Raw genomic sequence first — 15252 nt, forward strand, 5'->3', positions numbered from 1 at the left:
ATAGGAAGTAACTTTGTAATAATGCTACTTTTTATTACTAACTCATAGGAGGATTAACACATGTTATCAAAGAAAAATATACAAATGATGATTCGCAAAGGTCAACCGCAAAAACAGCGGTTTGGTCTTCGAAAATTAAGCATTGGTGTAGCATCCGTACTTTTAGGATTAACTTTCCTTGGTGCGAGTAGTGCTTCGGCCGATGAAACAGTTAATCAAGGAGAACAAGCGGTTCAAACGGAGCTAGCAACGCCCCAACCAGTAGAAATTACCGGGAATGAAAGTGCGAGGCAATCGGACAATGATGAGGTAGCGAGTAGTAGTACAGCAGAAGCGACACCAGTTTCGGGTGAAGTTACTTCGCAAGTGGTGGCAAACTCAGCAAGTGCAGTACAAGATCAGACGCCACCTAGTACACAACCAGTAACCAGCGCTACTCCAGAAATTATGGGGGGGGGAACGGTAGGCTCAACTAGCGACCCTGCTTCAGATATCTCACAACAGAATGGGGTAGAAATTAAGTTCCATGATCAAGATGACTATAATAATGTCCTTCCTGACTATGTTTATATCCCTGGAAAAAATCCGGGCGATAAAATCATGATGGATGAAATTCTTAATTACCTGCCTGCAGGATTAGAAATCGTGGGAAATCAACCTCAAGAATTTGAAGTGACTGGTGAACCTTTACAAAGTATCTCAGTCTACGTAAGGCACATTATTGAAGAAAAGACAGAAAGTAAAGATGTTGAGCAGATTATCTATGGTCACTATGGGACTAATAAGGAAATCCTCAACCACCAAGTAGTGACGTTTACCAGGGTTGTAAGGTATGACAAGTACACCAACCAATATGTTGTTCAAGACTGGCAACCAAGTCTAACGTTCCAGGACTACATGGTTGTTCCTAAAGATGGTTTTTCAGCTAACCAATCAGTGGTTAAGGGGACAACAGTGAATAGTGATTCTAATACGGTAACGATCGATGTCATGATGAAGAAAAATGAAGTCAGGACAGAAACAAACACGGTCACTCGGACAATTATCCTGTACTTACCAGATGGAACAACAAGAGAAATTGTGCAGACGGTAGTGTTTAATCGTGATATTATTACTAACCCGTGGACAAATGAGACAACATAGAGTGGACCACGGATAAAGATTCATTTGATAGTTACCAGGCAGGAGAAGTTGACGGGGTAATGCCAGACCGGACAGAGCTCAGTCAAGTTACGGTTAAGCCAGGAACTAATAGTTGGGTTGAAGAAATTAGGTACCCTCAAAATGAAGTAACAACGGGGACTCGTGATGTCACACGGACAATCAAACTAATCTTACCAGATGGTAGTATTAAATATATTCGCCAAACAGTAACGTTTACTCGGCAAGTGACTACGAAGGCGAATGGGGAAGTCGTTTATGGCGAATGGGATCAACCAGGAAAGATGCTTAGTAGCTATTCACCGGAAGAGATTGATGGTTACAAACCAGGTGTAGAATATATTCCGAATGTAGTAGTTAATCCTGAAACTAAGGACTTTGAAGTTGAAGTTCGTTATGAGGCAGCGTACTCAATTACAACTGAAGAAAAGGTAATTAATCGGGTAATCTACCTCCATCACCCGAACGGGACGGTTGAACCAATTAAACACTCAGTAACGGTAACTCGCGAAGTAAGAACAAATTTACAAACGGGTGAAAACGAGTACGGCGATTGGACAAGGGCTCACTTTGCGGAATTTGTTGTGCCAACGGTTGAGGGACATGTTCCAGACATTGAAAAGATTGCGCTGATGGAAGTTAATGGGGAAACAGAGGATCAGATCCACCACGTTAACTACCTTGCCCACCAAGTTGATGCTGATACTAAAACGGTTAACCGGGTGATTAAGGTTACAATGCCGGATGGAACCGTAAAGACGATTACCGTAACATTTGTTAAACATACTACTAAGCACCCAGTAAACGGTGAAATTATTAGTGAAACTGAATGGCAAGTTGTTGATGGGAATGGAACATGGGCTGAATTTATCCCAGAAAAGATTGATGGTTACACACCAAGTCAGGAAAAGGTGGAAGCCGTAACACCGGATGTTAATACTGAGAATGTGTTGGTAGAAATTAGTTACAAGCAAAATGAAAAGCCAACAGAACCGAACACACCAGTAGAACCGGACAAACCAATTACTCCTGATAAGCCGATGGATCCAGATAAACCGGTTAGTCCTGAGCAGCCAGGCACTTCAGATGGACCAGTAGACTCAGACAAGCCAGCAGGATCCGACGAGCTAACTGGTCCAGGCAACTCCGGTCAGCAAGGGAACAAAAATTCAGCTTCTGCAACTACTAATGCGGCAAAAGCAGCAGCGACAGCAACTGTTCAGTTAACTTCCGCAACAATAGTTGAACAAGCTGACGTAAAAGAAGTTGAGAATAATGCTAAAAAGACAAGTCAGAATAACCAGCAGTTACCACAAACTGGCGAAAAGTAGAGTTCCGGACTAATTACTGGAACAATGCTCGTCTTGGTAACCCTCCTTCTCCAATTACTAGCATTTGGCTTAGTGAAAAAGAAGGGAAAGACTGAATAGTAAAAGAATAGGGCTAGGAATTAACTTTCTAGCCCCATTCTTTTGTTTTAAAGGCTAAATATAGTTATGATGAAGGCGAAGACAATTGATGGGAGTGATTTCAATGAAAAAGGTTGGAATAGTTGTTGGTAGTACACGTCCTGGTCGGCGGAGCAAGCAAGTTGCTGATTGGTTACAGAAACAATTAGCGGTAAGCACAAAGCTGGAATTTAATGAAATTGACTTAAGAGCAATCGACTTACCATTTTTAGATGAAAGTAAAATCCCGGCACTTGGTCAGTATGAACATAGCTATACACGTGAATGGAGTAACTTGATATCGAGTTATGATGGCTTGATCTTTGTCTTTCCGCAATATAATTGGGGCTACCCGGCAGTACTCAAGAATGCACTTGACCACTTGGCAAACGAGTGGAAGAATAAGCCAGTCAGTTTAGTAACGTTTGGCGCTCACGGTGGAGCTCAAGCACAGATAGCAATGCGACTAGTGATTACCGGGTTTCACATGAAACAATTGGCAATTAACCCGCAATTAAAGATTAGCCCATCCGATTCAGTTGCGGAGATTGATCGAATTCTCCATACTTATGATCCGGTTGCTCAATTATTACGGGCAGAATTTGAAAAGGATTTAACAAAAAAGACGGAATAAATAAGCCCAAAATTCTTGTAATAAAACAAATGAGGTGATATGTCTATATTCTCATTGTTATTAGGCAATTCTAATTTGCAATGATCTTCACAATGATTCATAATGTAAGTGCATACAAGCAATCTAAGGAGGCTATTGCAATGAATAGACAATTTGACTTTCTGATGCCTAGTGTTAATTTCTTTGGCCCAGGTGTAATTGAAAAGATTGGTGATCGTGCTAAGATGCTGGGGATGCACAAGGTACTGGTTGTTACCCAAGATAACTTGGCTGCGATCGATAATGGACCAGTTAAACAAACTCTAGCATCATTAGAAAAAGCTGGTGTTGACTACGCTGTCTTCACTGGTGTAGAACCTAACCCAAAGATTCGGAACATCAAGGCTGGTAAGAAGATGTACGAAGATGAAGGTTGTGACTCAATCATCACTGTTGGTGGTGGATCAGCTCACGACTGTGGTAAGGGAATCGGAATTATTTTGACTAACGGTGACGATATCACTAAGCTAGCCGGAATTGAAACCTTAAAGAACCCACTACCACCACTAATGGCTGTTAATACTACTGCCGGAACTGGTTCAGAATTAACCCGTCACGCGGTTATTACTAATGAAAAGGATCACTTGAAGTTCGTTGTTGTTTCATGGCGTAACATTCCATTGGTATCATTTAATGATCCAATGCTGATGCTGGATGTTCCTCAATCAGTTACCGCTGCTACTGGTTGTGATGCCTTTGTCCAAGCAATCGAACCATACGTTTCAGTTGATCACAACCCAATTACTGACAGTCAATGTAAGGAAGCAATTCAATTAATCCAAACTGCATTGCCTGAAGCAGTTGCTAATGGTCATAACATTGAAGCACGGACAAAGATGGTTGAAGCAGAAATGCTTGCCGGAATGGCATTTAACAACGCTAACTTAGGTTATGTTCACGCAATGGCTCACCAACTTGGTGGTCAATATGATGCTCCACATGGTGTTTGCTGTGCATTATTGCTTACTACCGTTGAAGAGTACAACATTATTGCTTGCCCAGAACGGTTTGCAGAATTAGCTGAAATTATGGGTTACGATACAACTGGTTTAACTACCATGCAAGCTGCTCAAAAGTCAATTGACGGAATGAAAGAAATGTGCAAGGCTGTTGGTATTCCAGCATCAATTAAGGAAATTGGTGCTAAGCCAGAAGACTTCCCATTGATGGCTGAAAACGCATTGAAGGATGGTAATGCATTCTCCAACCCACGGAAAGGTACTAAGCAAGAAATAATTGACCTTTACCAAAAGGCTTATGATGGTATCTACTAATAATTAGGTAAGATAACACAACTAAAAACTTAAACAACTCCTAAAAATGGCTTCAGAGTTCGGTAAGACCGAATTTTGAAGCCATTTTACTATCTGTTTCATATGGAAGTTATTTAATAATGTTATTACCACTGACATTTTTGAGATAAATGACGTTTGGTTCAGTGGTATGTTGTTCGAGTGAACCACCGCTACGATGTTTCCGCTTTAACTTATTGTTACCACTCTTGGTAGTAAGTTTCGCACCGTCAATGGTCGATTTAGTAATCGAATTATCCCCACTTTGGTTAGTAACCGAATAATGACCGATAACAGTTAATCGTCGACCATTAAAGTCACCAGATGTTAGCGAAGAGGTTCCCTTGGTTAATGAAACCTTATTTAAGTTAATGTCGCCACTAGTTGAAGCAAGCTTTGTGTTGATAAGTGCCGAGTTCCGAATAGAAATATCCCCGCTGGTAGTGGTAATTTCCCCCTGATCAAACTCGCAATTAAGAACGTTAATATTGCCACCATTACTCTCTAAATTAATTTTTTTGGCAAGAATTCGATTAAGCAGGAGCTCATTATTGACGTGCCCCTCTATGTTAGTAAGATCTGCCTTTTGGGGAATAGTAACAATGCAACGGTCTTCATCAGTATTGTTAAGTAACTGAAATTTAGCCAATTTCGAATGGGTAACTGGTGTCTGGGAGATTTTTAGGACACCATCTTTAACTTGAGCATGAACTGCATGACTTTTATTTCCGTAATAGGAAACGGTAAAGTGGTTTCCCTGCTTAATAATTACGTCAGCTGAACTAGCAGTAACCTTAATTTTATTAAATGACTTTCGGGTAAGAACATCATGATTAGCTGTTGATTCTTCAATTGGGGTCATTGGATCGAATGGTTGTTTATGACCTAAATAAGCGATTCCAGAAATGATTAATCCGCAAACAATAATAATGCTTCCCCACTTAAATGCGCGTTTCATTGTTTATTACTGCCTCCCAATCGCTTTTTAATAGCACTGATTACCCATTTTATTGCTTTGATTAGCCATTTAATGACCCAGACAAGAATAGGAATAATAATAATCAGAAGGCCAAGCTCTATAACTAATAACCCAAAATAGAAGAAACTTGTCCAGATATTGCTTGACCAGTACCCCATCATTTCAACAAGCGCAATGTTAGCGAACGAAAAGCCGGTAATGAGGAAAGAAAGGATAGTTATGATTGCAATAGAAACTGCTGGAAGAATTGCTAGTACACCAACGATTATTAGAATTGCAATCAGAACATCTTTAATGCGCTTGGCATTTTCCGTGTTCATTTTAATTCCTCCCGTAAATTAGAAAATTGGAGCTAGAAGGTGAGAGAATTGTTGCTTAAACTTTAGCCACCGTGATTGTTTTGCAAAGTACTCTTCTGTCATCGGTGTACAGTTAAGCAGGTCATCTTCAAAAATCTTTTTAAGTTCACTGGAGAGCTGTGAATTATAGGTAAAAGCATTTACTTCAAAATTAAGCTTATAGCTTCGGTAGTCCTGGTTAGCTGAACCGACAGATGCAATGTTGGAACCACTAACCATTGTCTTAGCGTGGATAAAGCCGTTATCATAGCGGTAAACCTTAACACCGTTTTGAACAAGATACTTAGCATAGTACTCGGTCATTCGGTAGACAAAGGGATGGTCAGGCATGCATGGGACCATAATTCGAACATCGACACCACTTTTGGCAGCAATGATTAATGCTTCAAGAATTGAATCTTCTGGGATTAAGTAAGGAGATTGGATATAAACATATTTTCGTGCAGTGGCGATAATTCCCTCGTACCCTCGCCGAATTGCGTAATTTTGGTTAACTGGACCAGAGGAGACGATTTGCATCGGGACTTCATTTGGATCGACTGATTGGGGATGCTTAATAGTAAAGTTCTTGAGTTCATCATCAATAGAAAACTTTGGCTTATGGGTTTTGCGGCAGGTAGTGTTCCAATCCATTGCAAAACGAATCTCCATCATGACTGAAGCTTGACCAACCACTCTTAGGTGAGTATCACGCCAGTAACCAAATTTAGGACTATCGCCAAGATACTGATCACCAATATTAAAACCACCAATGTAGCCGATCCTGTGATCAATAATCACTAATTTTCGGTGGAGGTGATAGTTAAGTCGTGGAGAAGTATACCACTTAGATGAACTTGAAATAAATGCTTGAGCTTCACCGCCGAGAGCTTCTAGTGGTTCAAAAAACGATGGCTTGGTTCCACGAGAGCCACTAGCATCATAGAGGACACGAACCTTGACCCCTCGTTTAGCAGCACGAATTAATGCGTCAAGTATTCGTTTGCCAAGGTGATCAGCATAAAAAGTATAGTACTCAACATCAACTATTTTTTGGCGTGGTTGATATCGTCAATTAGTTGTTCGAACTTAGCATGACCGTCAGTAAAGACTTCAACACGATTATCAAAGGTTAAGAGCGCCTCGTCATTATTAAGGTTTAAATTGGCAAGCATTCGTGCCCGGGGTTTTTGATTGCTTTGCGGTAATAACTCGTGTTTTTCTAGTAGTTGATGTTGTTTCTTGAGGAAAGAGTTTTGATATTTAGCTTGTTCTTCTTGAATTGTAAAAATATCATCATGTGATAGTTGACGACCAACGAACATGTAGAGAATAAAGCCAACTATGGGAAATACAGATAGGACGAGCAACCATGCCCAAGTAGCAGCAATATCTCGCCTACTCCGAAAAACGGTCCAGATAGCAAATCCAATGTTAATTAGCCATAGTACTTCAATGATGCGCCGGATAATGTCCCAGGTCCAAATCATAATTTCTCTCCTTATTGCTCTTACTACATAATAAGACTATTCTAGCATAATTAACGCTGAGGGTAAGTTAATGGGATGGGGAGCAAAATGAAGAAAAATAAATCATCCTCGCATTCTGGATTAAACAGAGTACGAGGATGACTTATCTAGTAATTTCTATAATTGTTCGACATAATTTTTAATCAGCTGCCACATTTCAGCATGTTGATCATTGAAGAACTTGGGTGGTTCTTTTGTAAGATCAAAATACTGAACTTTAACAGTTTCGTCGGGCTTAGTATTAAAGTGCTTTTGAGTAGCCAATTTAACGAGGTAGAAGGCATTAACTGGTTGAACTTGATCACCGTTTGGATAGGTATAAAAATCTTGATCCTGAAGTTTTAACAACTTCACGGGAGTAATTTCAAAACCAGCATCTTCTTTGAATTCTCGTTTCACAGTGTCACTAAACGACTCACCGTATTCCATATAACCACCGGGGAATCCCCAATCGCCAGTATCAGCACGTGCTTGAAGAAGAACTTGCTGATCGTGGTTAAGTAATGCTCCTGAAGCACTGGTCATGATTAAGGGCTCATGACCAACCATGCTCCGGATCTTTTTAATGTATGGCATTATCCTAGCACCTTATTCCCGTACAAAATTATTGGCAACAAATTTCGTACCAAATTCAAGGGTGTTCCTTACTGGACATTTCTTTTCGACATCGGCAAGAAACTGCTTAATATCTTCGTCAGATTCGTCCGAACGAAGATGAGGTGTAAAGCGGATTTCAGTAAATTTCCGTCGACTTTCTCCAGGAGCGACATCTTCGCGGTCGAGATCACCGTCAATGTCGATCCAGAAAGCTTGTAAGTCGAAATTCCGCTTGTCCGCTAAGGCTTGGGCTGTAATTGCAGTACAAGCACCAAAAGAAGTTAAGAGAATTTCTACAGGATTCATTCCTGTATTAGTACTATTTGGTTCATCAAAGGTAATTTCAAATCCTCGTGTTCCAGCAGATACCTGCATTCCAGTAGTAGTTTTTGTGGCTTTTACTTTAAATGTACTCATTTGCTTATCCTCCCTTTATTTGGTAGCAATCTAAACTTTTGTCCAACTGTTTCAAGTATGCCTGAATCGGTGATGGTACGCAATAAAAATGCCTAGCCAAATTAATGGCTGTTCCTTAGCAAATTCTCATAAAAAATAAAAGGATCATGACAAAGTAGCATGATCCTTTTACTGAATTGGAATGAGTAAAGTAGTAATTCCCAGACGCTTGGGGAACATCCGGGAATGGAATGTTAGCACACAAAAGAAAAGGGATTACAAGGATACTAAATTATTCATTCTTCAATTGATTAAGAGATTACTAATATTCTAATTCATTTTTAATTAAAGTCAATAACTTTTAAATATTTTTTTGAATTTTTTGATACTCCACACTTGTGTTATACCACAAATGTGATATAATTATTAGTGTAAAGGAAGTGAAGATATGCGGATTAATATTAAACAGTACTTGGAAGTCCATAACTTAACGATTTATCAGGTATCAAAACGTTCCGGATACGGCTACACCACTTTACATAAATCCTTTAATAAGCCACAGTCGAGCGCAACGCCACTGAATTTAAGGGATTTGGATGCTTTAGCTCAGGCACAGCATAAACATATGTGGGAGGTCCTGAAAGAATTAGAGGAACACTATTTAACATAGATAATGCGTTATATTAGCTTCGAGATATGAAAGCACCTATAATAAACATAACAATAAATTTTTTATTAATTTGATTAAAGGAAATTAAGGGAGGAATGTACTTATGGCACAAAATCCAATGAACCCATTTGACGGAGACATGAACGACATTTTTAACCAATTAATGGGTGGAATGAATGGTCTTAATTCTGATAACCGCCGCTACCTCATTAATGGTAGAGAAGTTACTCCTGAAGAATTTGCTCAATATCGTCAGACTGGAAAGTTACCTGGTGGAGCTGCTCCACAACAACCAGGTCCACAACCTAATGAAGGTAAGGAAAGCATCTTGTATAAGTTAGGACGGAACCTAACTGAAGAAGCTCGTCGTCACGAACTTGACCCAGTTATTGGACGGAATAAAGAAATTCAAGAAACTGCTGAAATTTTAAGTCGGCGGACTAAGAATAACCCAGTATTAGTTGGTGATGCTGGTGTTGGTAAGACTGCTGTTGTAGAAGGACTTGCTCAAGCAATCGTATCTGGTGATGTTCCAGCAGCCATTAAGGACAAGGAAATTATTAGTATTGATGTTTCTAGTCTTGAAGCTGGTACTCAATACCGTGGTAGTTTCGAAGAGAATATGCAAAAGTTGATTGATGAAGTTAAGAAGGCTGGAAATATTATCCTCTTCTTCGATGAGATTCACCAAATCATTGGCGCTGGTTCTGCTGGTGATGCTGATGGCTCTAAGGGTATGTCTGATATCATGAAGCCTGCATTATCACGGGGTGAAATTACCGTAATTGGTGCAACTACTCAGGATGAATACCGAAACACAATCATGAAGGATGCAGCTTTGGCACGGCGGTTTAACCCAGTAACAGTTAACGCTCCAAGCAAGGCTGATACAATCGCTATTCTAAAGGGAATTCGTGACTTGTACGAACATCACCACAACGTTAAGTTACCAGATGATGTACTTCAAGCTGCAGTTGACTACTCAGTTCAATACATGCCACAACGATCATTACCTGACAAGGCAATTGACTTGGTAGATATGACTGCTGCTCACTTAGCTGCTAAGCACCCAGCACACGATGCAAAGCAAATTGAAAAGGACATCGAAAACGAAAAGAAGAAGCAAAAGGAAGCAGCCAAGAAGGAAGATTACAAGACTGCTCAAGCCGCTAAGGAGAAGATTGCTAATCTTGAGAAGCAATTAAAGGAAGGCTCCGAAAACGACAAGGTTACTGCAACCCCTGAAGATGTTGCTAACGCGGTAGAACAAATGACTGGTATTCCAGTTTCTAAGATTGGTGCTAGCGATGTTGAACGGTTGAAGGACATGGACAAGCGGCTAGAAGGCAAAGTCATTGGTCAAGATAAGGCTGTTGAAGCAGTAGCTAGAGCTATTCGTCGTAACCGTGCCGGATTTGATGAAGGCGACTCACCAATTGGTAGTTTCCTTTTCGTTGGTCCTACTGGTGTTGGTAAGACTGAATTGGCAAAGCAATTAGCTCTCGACATGTTTGGTAGCAAGAATGACATTATTCGTTTGGATATGTCAGAATACTCAGACCGGACAGCTGTTTCGAAGTTAATCGGTGCAACTGCTGGTTATGTTGGTTATGATGACAATGGCAATACCTTAACTGAAAAAGTTCGTCGTCACCCTTACTCAATCATCTTGTTGGATGAAATTGAAAAGGCTAACCCGCAAGTTATTACCCTCTTGCTCCAAGTCCTTGATGATGGTCGCTTAACTGATGGTCAAGGAAACACAATCGACTTCAAGAACACGGTAATTATCGCAACCTCAAACGCTGGATACTCCAATGATGCTCCAGTTAAGTTAGGTAACGACAACGATGAAGAAGACTTGATTAAGAAGTTAACTAATTACTTCCGTCCAGAATTCTTGAACCGGTTCAACGCAATTGTTGAATTCCACAGTTTGACTAAGGAAGACTTGAAGAAGATTGTTGACTTGATGTTAGCTGACGTTAATAAGACCTTGGCTAAGAAGGGAATGGACGTTAAGGTTACCCCAACTGCAAAGCAATACCTTATTGATGAAGGTTATGATGAAGCAATGGGTGCTCGTCCACTTCGTCGGGTTATCGAACGTGAAATTCGTGACAAGGTAACTGATTACTACCTTGACCACCTTGATGCAAAGCACTTAGTTGCTGAAATGAAAGATGGTAAGTTAGTAATCGTTGATGCCAAGGATGACAGTGACCAATACAAGTCAGAAAAAGCTGACAAAGGCGAAGATAACGATAAAAAAGCTGAAGACGACAAATAGTCATTAGGCTTTGGTGAGGAAAGAAGATAGGGAACTTGTTTCCTATCTTTTTTCTTTTTAAAATAAAACTATAACGATGATAAACCTAAGGAGAAATTTACCGAATGAAGGCAAAAGAAGTAAAACGAGGGGACATTTTTTATGCCGATCTTTCACCGGTAGTGGGTTCGGAACAAGGGGGACAACGACCGGTTTTAATTGTCCAAAATGATATAGGCAACCACTTTAGCACGACCGTTATTGTGGCACCAATCACCACGCACTCGCAAAAGAAGCCAATGCCGACACACGTTCCGCTGACGGCTGAAGTAACCGGGATTCCCCGAAATTCAGTTGTTTTGCTGGAACAAGTTCGGACGATTGATAAGCAACGACTAATGGATCGGATTGATCACCTTGATGCTTCGGTAATGAAAAGGGTTAATCGTGGATTGCGAGTGAGTCTTTCTTTGTAATTAAAATGACGGGGTTGGAAAAGAATTTCATTTTCTAGCCCCGTCGTTTTATTCTTTTATTATTTTAAGTGCTAATTAAGCAGCGTTCTTTTTTAGTTGGTTAATCTTAATTTCAATCAATCCAGCCCGTTCGCCGAGATCAAAAAATTCTTTTTGAAGCCTAAAGAGGCGACTTTGGATTGCTGTACTAGTAGGCAGCCACTGTTGGTTTAAGTACATCTTCCAGAAATCATCATCTGGCTTTAAGCCAATCCGCTTACTAAGCTGTTCAATTTCTGGATGAATCTTTTGGATCTTATTGACTAGTTCATTGTGTTGGCGAACTAAATGACCAAGATCATTTTTTGCGTACTGCATAAAATCCCTCCTATAAGTAAAGTTATATCTTACACTTTCTATTTTAGCAGTCCTTTCATAAAGTCGTTAGTAATTCTTGTAACTTTATAACCATGATCGAGATTTAGTTCAAAGGCAAGCCGTTTTGGGTCGTTTTTATCATTAACTGTAACGTTGCCACAACGAACGAAGCCCAAATTGTGAGCTAACCTTTGCATTGGTTGGTTCTTTTCGTGAGTATCAAGGCGGAAGTTATTACGTCCTTGGAGTTGACCAACAGTAATTAAATTGCTAAAAAGAAATTTAGCAAGGCCCTGACCGCGATAGCTACTGGAAAGAGCAACCCGATGAATTGTGGCGTATGGAGCATGAGGATGGCTCCACTGGCCGTTGCTAATATTCCGGTATGAAGGCTCAGGAGCAAGTTGGAGAACCGCGGTTCCAGCAATGTGGTTATTTACTATGAGAACCCAACTTATTTCCTGGGAAATATCACGACTAATCATTGCCCGATCAGGATGACCATCTTGCCATTGTGGATTGCCAGCATTTTTAAGTGCTTTACGAGCCTCTTCAATAATTTCCATAATGGTGTTTAAATCTGCTAATTTAGCACGCCGAAGATAAATTGTTGACATAGTTAGGTTAACCTCAATTCATTAATAAATTGGTTTTATTATAAAACAAAAAGAAAATCTTCAAAGTGGCCGTTGGTTATCCAATTTTAATGAGTTAGAATTAAGGAGACAAAAAGGGGGTGCCGCAATTGATACTAACGTGGAGTGTTATTAAATGGCTGTTGCTAGCAATCGTTGTTATTAACGAAATTGCGGCACTATTTACAGTCTTTAGAGAAAAGCGGGATATTGCTGCGACTTGGGCATGGTTGCTCGTGCTGCTTTTATTACCGGTAGTTGGCTTCATCATTTATGCATTTCTTGGTCGAAAGCTGCCACAGCGGCGGTTAGAGAGGATTAAATCGCAGACACAGTTAAAACTAAAGCAGGCAGTTGATCGGCAAAAGGTTCAGTTTCAAAATATGCCGAAGCCTAAGCATTCAACTGCTCAAATGTATCGACGGACAGTAATGCTTTTTCAAAGTCTAGATAACGCCTTCTTAACCCGTCACAATAATGTCAAAGTTTATATAAATGGTGATAAGCTTTTTCAGCAACTTTTTGCTGACATCGAGGCAGCCCAAAAGAGTATTAATATTGAATTTTATACAATCTATAATGATCAAATCGGGAATGAATTGCGAACCCTGTTAGAGCAGAAAGCAGCAGAGGGCGTTGAAGTTCGTGTACTTTATGATTCGTGGGGTTCGATGGGGGTTCGTGCTGATTTCTATAACGGCCTTCGCAAACGTGGTGGCTATGCAACACCATTCTTGATGACCCACAGCAACTTTATTGATTTTCGGCTAAATTATCGTGATCACCGAAAGATTGTTGTGATCGACGGTAAAATTGGTTATGTTGGTGGTTTTAATGTTGGTGACCAGTATCTCGGGCGGGTAAAGAAGTTCGGCCCGTGGCGTGATACTCACCTTCGAATCATTGGTGGCGGTGTATATAGTCTGCAACAGCGGTTTATTCGTGACTGGAATGCGTCAGTCAAACATCAAGAAAGCCGAATTAAGCACTTTCGGCGGTTTTTCCCTGAAATTAAATTAGATAAAAGTCAACTTATGAATGAAACGTCGCTGCAGATCGTTTCTAGCGGTCCGGAATCACCACAGGAAAACATAAAATTAGGTTATTTGCGGTTAATTAACGCTGCGACAGATCATATTTGGATTCAAACGCCATATTTAATTCCAGATGATAGTGTGATTGATGCGCTTCAAGTGGCTGCTCATTCGGGAGTAGATGTCAGGATAATGATTCCATGTAAGCCGGATCATTCGTTTGTTTATCGAGCAACTCAATACTACGCTCGGGTGCTGGCAAACCATGATATTACTATTTACTTTTACGAAAAAGGCTTTTTGCATGCCAAAACGATCATGATCGATGGCAGAATGGCAAGTGTTGGTTCTGCAAACCTTGATTTCAGAAGTTTTAAGTTAAATTTCGAGATTAATTCCTTTATTTACGATCGCGATATGACGGATAAGCTCGAGCAGATCTTTGTCAATGATATCCGTAGTTCAAGGGTGATAACTCCAGAGATGTTTGCTAGCCAATCGCGGTGGTTAAGGTTTAAACAGACATTTTCACGACTGCTATCGCCGATTTTGTAGGATTTTATTAGTTAACTTGATAGGGAGAGAGAAATGGCAGGAATTCCATCGATTGGAACGTTAATTTACTTATTACTTGGTGGTGTTGTGGCAGGAATTTTAGCTTCAGCGGCTTCTTTTGCTTCGCTGGCATCGTACCCACTGCTCTTAAGTGTTGGTGTAGCCCCGGTTTATGCTAATGTGACAAATGATGCAGCGCTGATTTGGAATAGTCTTGGTGCGGTATTTGCGTCTGGAAGGGAACTTCATGGTCATTGGCGTCAGGTATGGATTTACGGTTTCTTTACTGTAATCGGCTCGATTATTGGCTGCTTCCTTTTACTTGCTTTTCCAGGGAAGGTTTTTGAACGAGTGGTGCCGTTCTTTATCTTAATTGCGGGTGCAATGATTTTAATTTCAGGGAAGCACCAACCTGACTTAACTAAACAGAAACCCCAATGGCTAAAAGTTTTGTATATCTTTCTTCTGGTAGTTGTTGGAGGGTATGCAGGTTACTTTGGTGCCGCAAGTGGGATTGTGATTCTAGTATTATTAACATACTTGACTGATGAGGACTTTCTAGTATCAAATGCAATTAAAAATGCGGTTTGTGGTTTTACTAACCTTGTTGCCTTAATAATCTATTCGTTTACATCAAAAATTTATTGGTGGGACGCGATTCCAATGGCAGTGGGAATGTTTATTGGTGGCTACTTAGGACCAATTGTTTTACGTTATGTACCTGCTAAGTTGATGCGCTGGGTAATTGCATTGCTTGCTTTAACTCAAGCAGTCATCTTCTTTAAGCAGGCATACTTATAAGAAATATTATTGTTGGGAGTGGAACGTTACTATTAATGGACT

Annotated in this window: 15 protein-coding genes and 1 pseudogene; 9 read left to right on the forward strand and 7 right to left on the reverse strand. The window is 40.2% G+C overall.

Annotated features, from left to right (window positions below; genetic code table 11):
- Positions 1-60: 60 nt before the first annotated feature.
- The 4 genes from HUK45_RS02655 to HUK45_RS02670 all read left to right on the forward strand — a co-directional run bounded on the left by HUK45_RS02655 (position 61) and on the right by HUK45_RS02670 (position 4556).
- Complete coding sequence (locus HUK45_RS02655) at positions 61-1143, forward strand: YSIRK-type signal peptide-containing protein (RefSeq protein WP_191910969.1); 1083 nt, start codon at positions 61-63, stop codon at positions 1141-1143.
- A 59-nt stretch (positions 1144-1202) separates the two neighbouring features.
- Entirely contained in the window at positions 1203-2492 is a 1290-nt protein-coding gene (locus tag HUK45_RS02660) for a mucin-binding protein (RefSeq protein WP_191910970.1), read from the forward strand.
- Positions 2493-2694: 202 nt separating this feature from the next.
- Positions 2695-3243, forward strand: coding sequence for an NADPH-dependent FMN reductase (locus tag HUK45_RS02665; protein WP_191910971.1), 549 nt, complete (start codon positions 2695-2697; stop codon positions 3241-3243).
- A 140-nt stretch (positions 3244-3383) separates the two neighbouring features.
- The gene (locus HUK45_RS02670; RefSeq protein WP_191910972.1) at positions 3384-4556 is read left to right on the forward strand and encodes an iron-containing alcohol dehydrogenase; all 1173 of its coding nucleotides are present in this window, start codon (positions 3384-3386) and stop codon (positions 4554-4556) included.
- A gap of 109 nt (positions 4557-4665) precedes the next feature.
- Here HUK45_RS02670 and HUK45_RS02675 read toward each other — a convergent pair whose 3' ends face one another.
- The 5 genes and pseudogenes from HUK45_RS02675 to HUK45_RS02695 all read right to left on the reverse strand — a co-directional run bounded on the left by HUK45_RS02675 (position 4666) and on the right by HUK45_RS02695 (position 8434).
- The gene (locus tag HUK45_RS02675; RefSeq protein ID WP_191910973.1) at positions 4666-5532 is read right to left on the reverse strand and encodes a DUF4097 family beta strand repeat-containing protein; all 867 of its coding nucleotides are present in this window, start codon (positions 5530-5532) and stop codon (positions 4666-4668) included.
- Positions 5529-5873: a hypothetical protein gene (locus tag HUK45_RS02680; RefSeq protein ID WP_191910974.1), complete on the reverse strand. Its 345-nt coding sequence runs from the start codon at positions 5871-5873 to the stop codon at positions 5529-5531. The genes HUK45_RS02675 and HUK45_RS02680 overlap by 4 nt, the downstream gene beginning before the upstream one ends.
- 18 nt (positions 5874-5891) lie before the next feature.
- Positions 5892-7381, reverse strand: a pseudogene (cls, locus tag HUK45_RS02685) (cardiolipin synthase).
- A 156-nt stretch (positions 7382-7537) separates the two neighbouring features.
- Entirely contained in the window at positions 7538-7996 is a 459-nt protein-coding gene (locus HUK45_RS02690; protein WP_191910975.1) for an NUDIX hydrolase, read from the reverse strand.
- Between the two features lie 12 nt (positions 7997-8008).
- Positions 8009-8434, reverse strand: a complete 426-nt coding sequence (locus HUK45_RS02695; protein WP_191910976.1) for an OsmC family protein — start codon at positions 8432-8434, stop codon at positions 8009-8011.
- A gap of 427 nt (positions 8435-8861) precedes the next feature.
- Between HUK45_RS02695 and HUK45_RS02700 the strand changes: the two genes are divergently transcribed.
- The 3 genes from HUK45_RS02700 (at position 8862) to HUK45_RS02710 (ending at position 11828) form a co-directional block, all read left to right on the forward strand.
- Entirely contained in the window at positions 8862-9083 is a 222-nt protein-coding gene (locus HUK45_RS02700; protein WP_102168518.1) for a transcriptional regulator, read from the forward strand.
- A 103-nt stretch (positions 9084-9186) separates the two neighbouring features.
- Positions 9187-11373 (forward strand): ATP-dependent Clp protease ATP-binding subunit, encoded by a 2187-nt coding sequence (locus HUK45_RS02705; RefSeq protein ID WP_328797128.1) that lies wholly within the window; start codon positions 9187-9189, stop codon positions 11371-11373.
- Between the two features lie 104 nt (positions 11374-11477).
- Positions 11478-11828, forward strand: a complete 351-nt coding sequence (locus HUK45_RS02710) for a type II toxin-antitoxin system PemK/MazF family toxin (RefSeq protein ID WP_191910977.1) — start codon at positions 11478-11480, stop codon at positions 11826-11828.
- A gap of 75 nt (positions 11829-11903) precedes the next feature.
- Here HUK45_RS02710 and HUK45_RS02715 read toward each other — a convergent pair whose 3' ends face one another.
- Together HUK45_RS02715 and HUK45_RS02720 are read right to left on the reverse strand one after the other, a co-directional pair.
- Positions 11904-12185, reverse strand: coding sequence for a hypothetical protein (locus HUK45_RS02715; RefSeq protein ID WP_102168520.1), 282 nt, complete (start codon positions 12183-12185; stop codon positions 11904-11906).
- Between the two features lie 38 nt (positions 12186-12223).
- Complete coding sequence (locus HUK45_RS02720; protein ID WP_191910978.1) at positions 12224-12802, reverse strand: GNAT family N-acetyltransferase; 579 nt, start codon at positions 12800-12802, stop codon at positions 12224-12226.
- A gap of 128 nt (positions 12803-12930) precedes the next feature.
- Here HUK45_RS02720 and cls (HUK45_RS02725) point away from each other — a divergent pair, with 128 nt between their 5' ends.
- Together cls (HUK45_RS02725) and HUK45_RS02730 are read left to right on the forward strand one after the other, a co-directional pair.
- Entirely contained in the window at positions 12931-14409 is a 1479-nt protein-coding gene (gene cls / locus HUK45_RS02725) for a cardiolipin synthase (RefSeq protein ID WP_191910979.1), read from the forward strand.
- A gap of 33 nt (positions 14410-14442) precedes the next feature.
- On the forward strand, positions 14443-15210 hold the full coding sequence (locus tag HUK45_RS02730) for a sulfite exporter TauE/SafE family protein (RefSeq protein WP_191910980.1): 768 nt from the start codon (positions 14443-14445) through the stop codon (positions 15208-15210).
- Positions 15211-15252 lie beyond the last annotated feature (42 nt).

This window comes from Limosilactobacillus urinaemulieris (assembly GCF_014838745.1).
GTDB lineage: Bacteria > Bacillota > Bacilli > Lactobacillales > Lactobacillaceae > Limosilactobacillus > Limosilactobacillus urinaemulieris.

Coding starts and splice junctions, on each gene's coding strand:
- HUK45_RS02655 (WP_191910969.1), top strand. CDS start 61: ATGTTATCAAAGAAAAATATACAAATGATGATTCGCAAAGGTCAACCG.
- HUK45_RS02660 (WP_191910970.1), top strand. CDS start 1,203: ATGCCAGACCGGACAGAGCTCAGTCAAGTTACGGTTAAGCCAGGAACT.
- HUK45_RS02665 (WP_191910971.1), top strand. CDS start 2,695: ATGAAAAAGGTTGGAATAGTTGTTGGTAGTACACGTCCTGGTCGGCGG.
- HUK45_RS02670 (WP_191910972.1), top strand. CDS start 3,384: ATGAATAGACAATTTGACTTTCTGATGCCTAGTGTTAATTTCTTTGGC.
- HUK45_RS02675 (WP_191910973.1), bottom strand. CDS start 5,532: ATGAAACGCGCATTTAAGTGGGGAAGCATTATTATTGTTTGCGGATTA.
- HUK45_RS02680 (WP_191910974.1), bottom strand. CDS start 5,873: ATGAACACGGAAAATGCCAAGCGCATTAAAGATGTTCTGATTGCAATT.
- HUK45_RS02690 (WP_191910975.1), bottom strand. CDS start 7,996: ATGCCATACATTAAAAAGATCCGGAGCATGGTTGGTCATGAGCCCTTA.
- HUK45_RS02695 (WP_191910976.1), bottom strand. CDS start 8,434: ATGAGTACATTTAAAGTAAAAGCCACAAAAACTACTACTGGAATGCAG.
- HUK45_RS02700 (WP_102168518.1), top strand. CDS start 8,862: ATGCGGATTAATATTAAACAGTACTTGGAAGTCCATAACTTAACGATT.
- HUK45_RS02705 (WP_328797128.1), top strand. CDS start 9,187: ATGGCACAAAATCCAATGAACCCATTTGACGGAGACATGAACGACATT.
- HUK45_RS02710 (WP_191910977.1), top strand. CDS start 11,478: ATGAAGGCAAAAGAAGTAAAACGAGGGGACATTTTTTATGCCGATCTT.
- HUK45_RS02715 (WP_102168520.1), bottom strand. CDS start 12,185: ATGCAGTACGCAAAAAATGATCTTGGTCATTTAGTTCGCCAACACAAT.
- HUK45_RS02720 (WP_191910978.1), bottom strand. CDS start 12,802: ATGTCAACAATTTATCTTCGGCGTGCTAAATTAGCAGATTTAAACACC.
- HUK45_RS02730 (WP_191910980.1), top strand. CDS start 14,443: ATGGCAGGAATTCCATCGATTGGAACGTTAATTTACTTATTACTTGGT.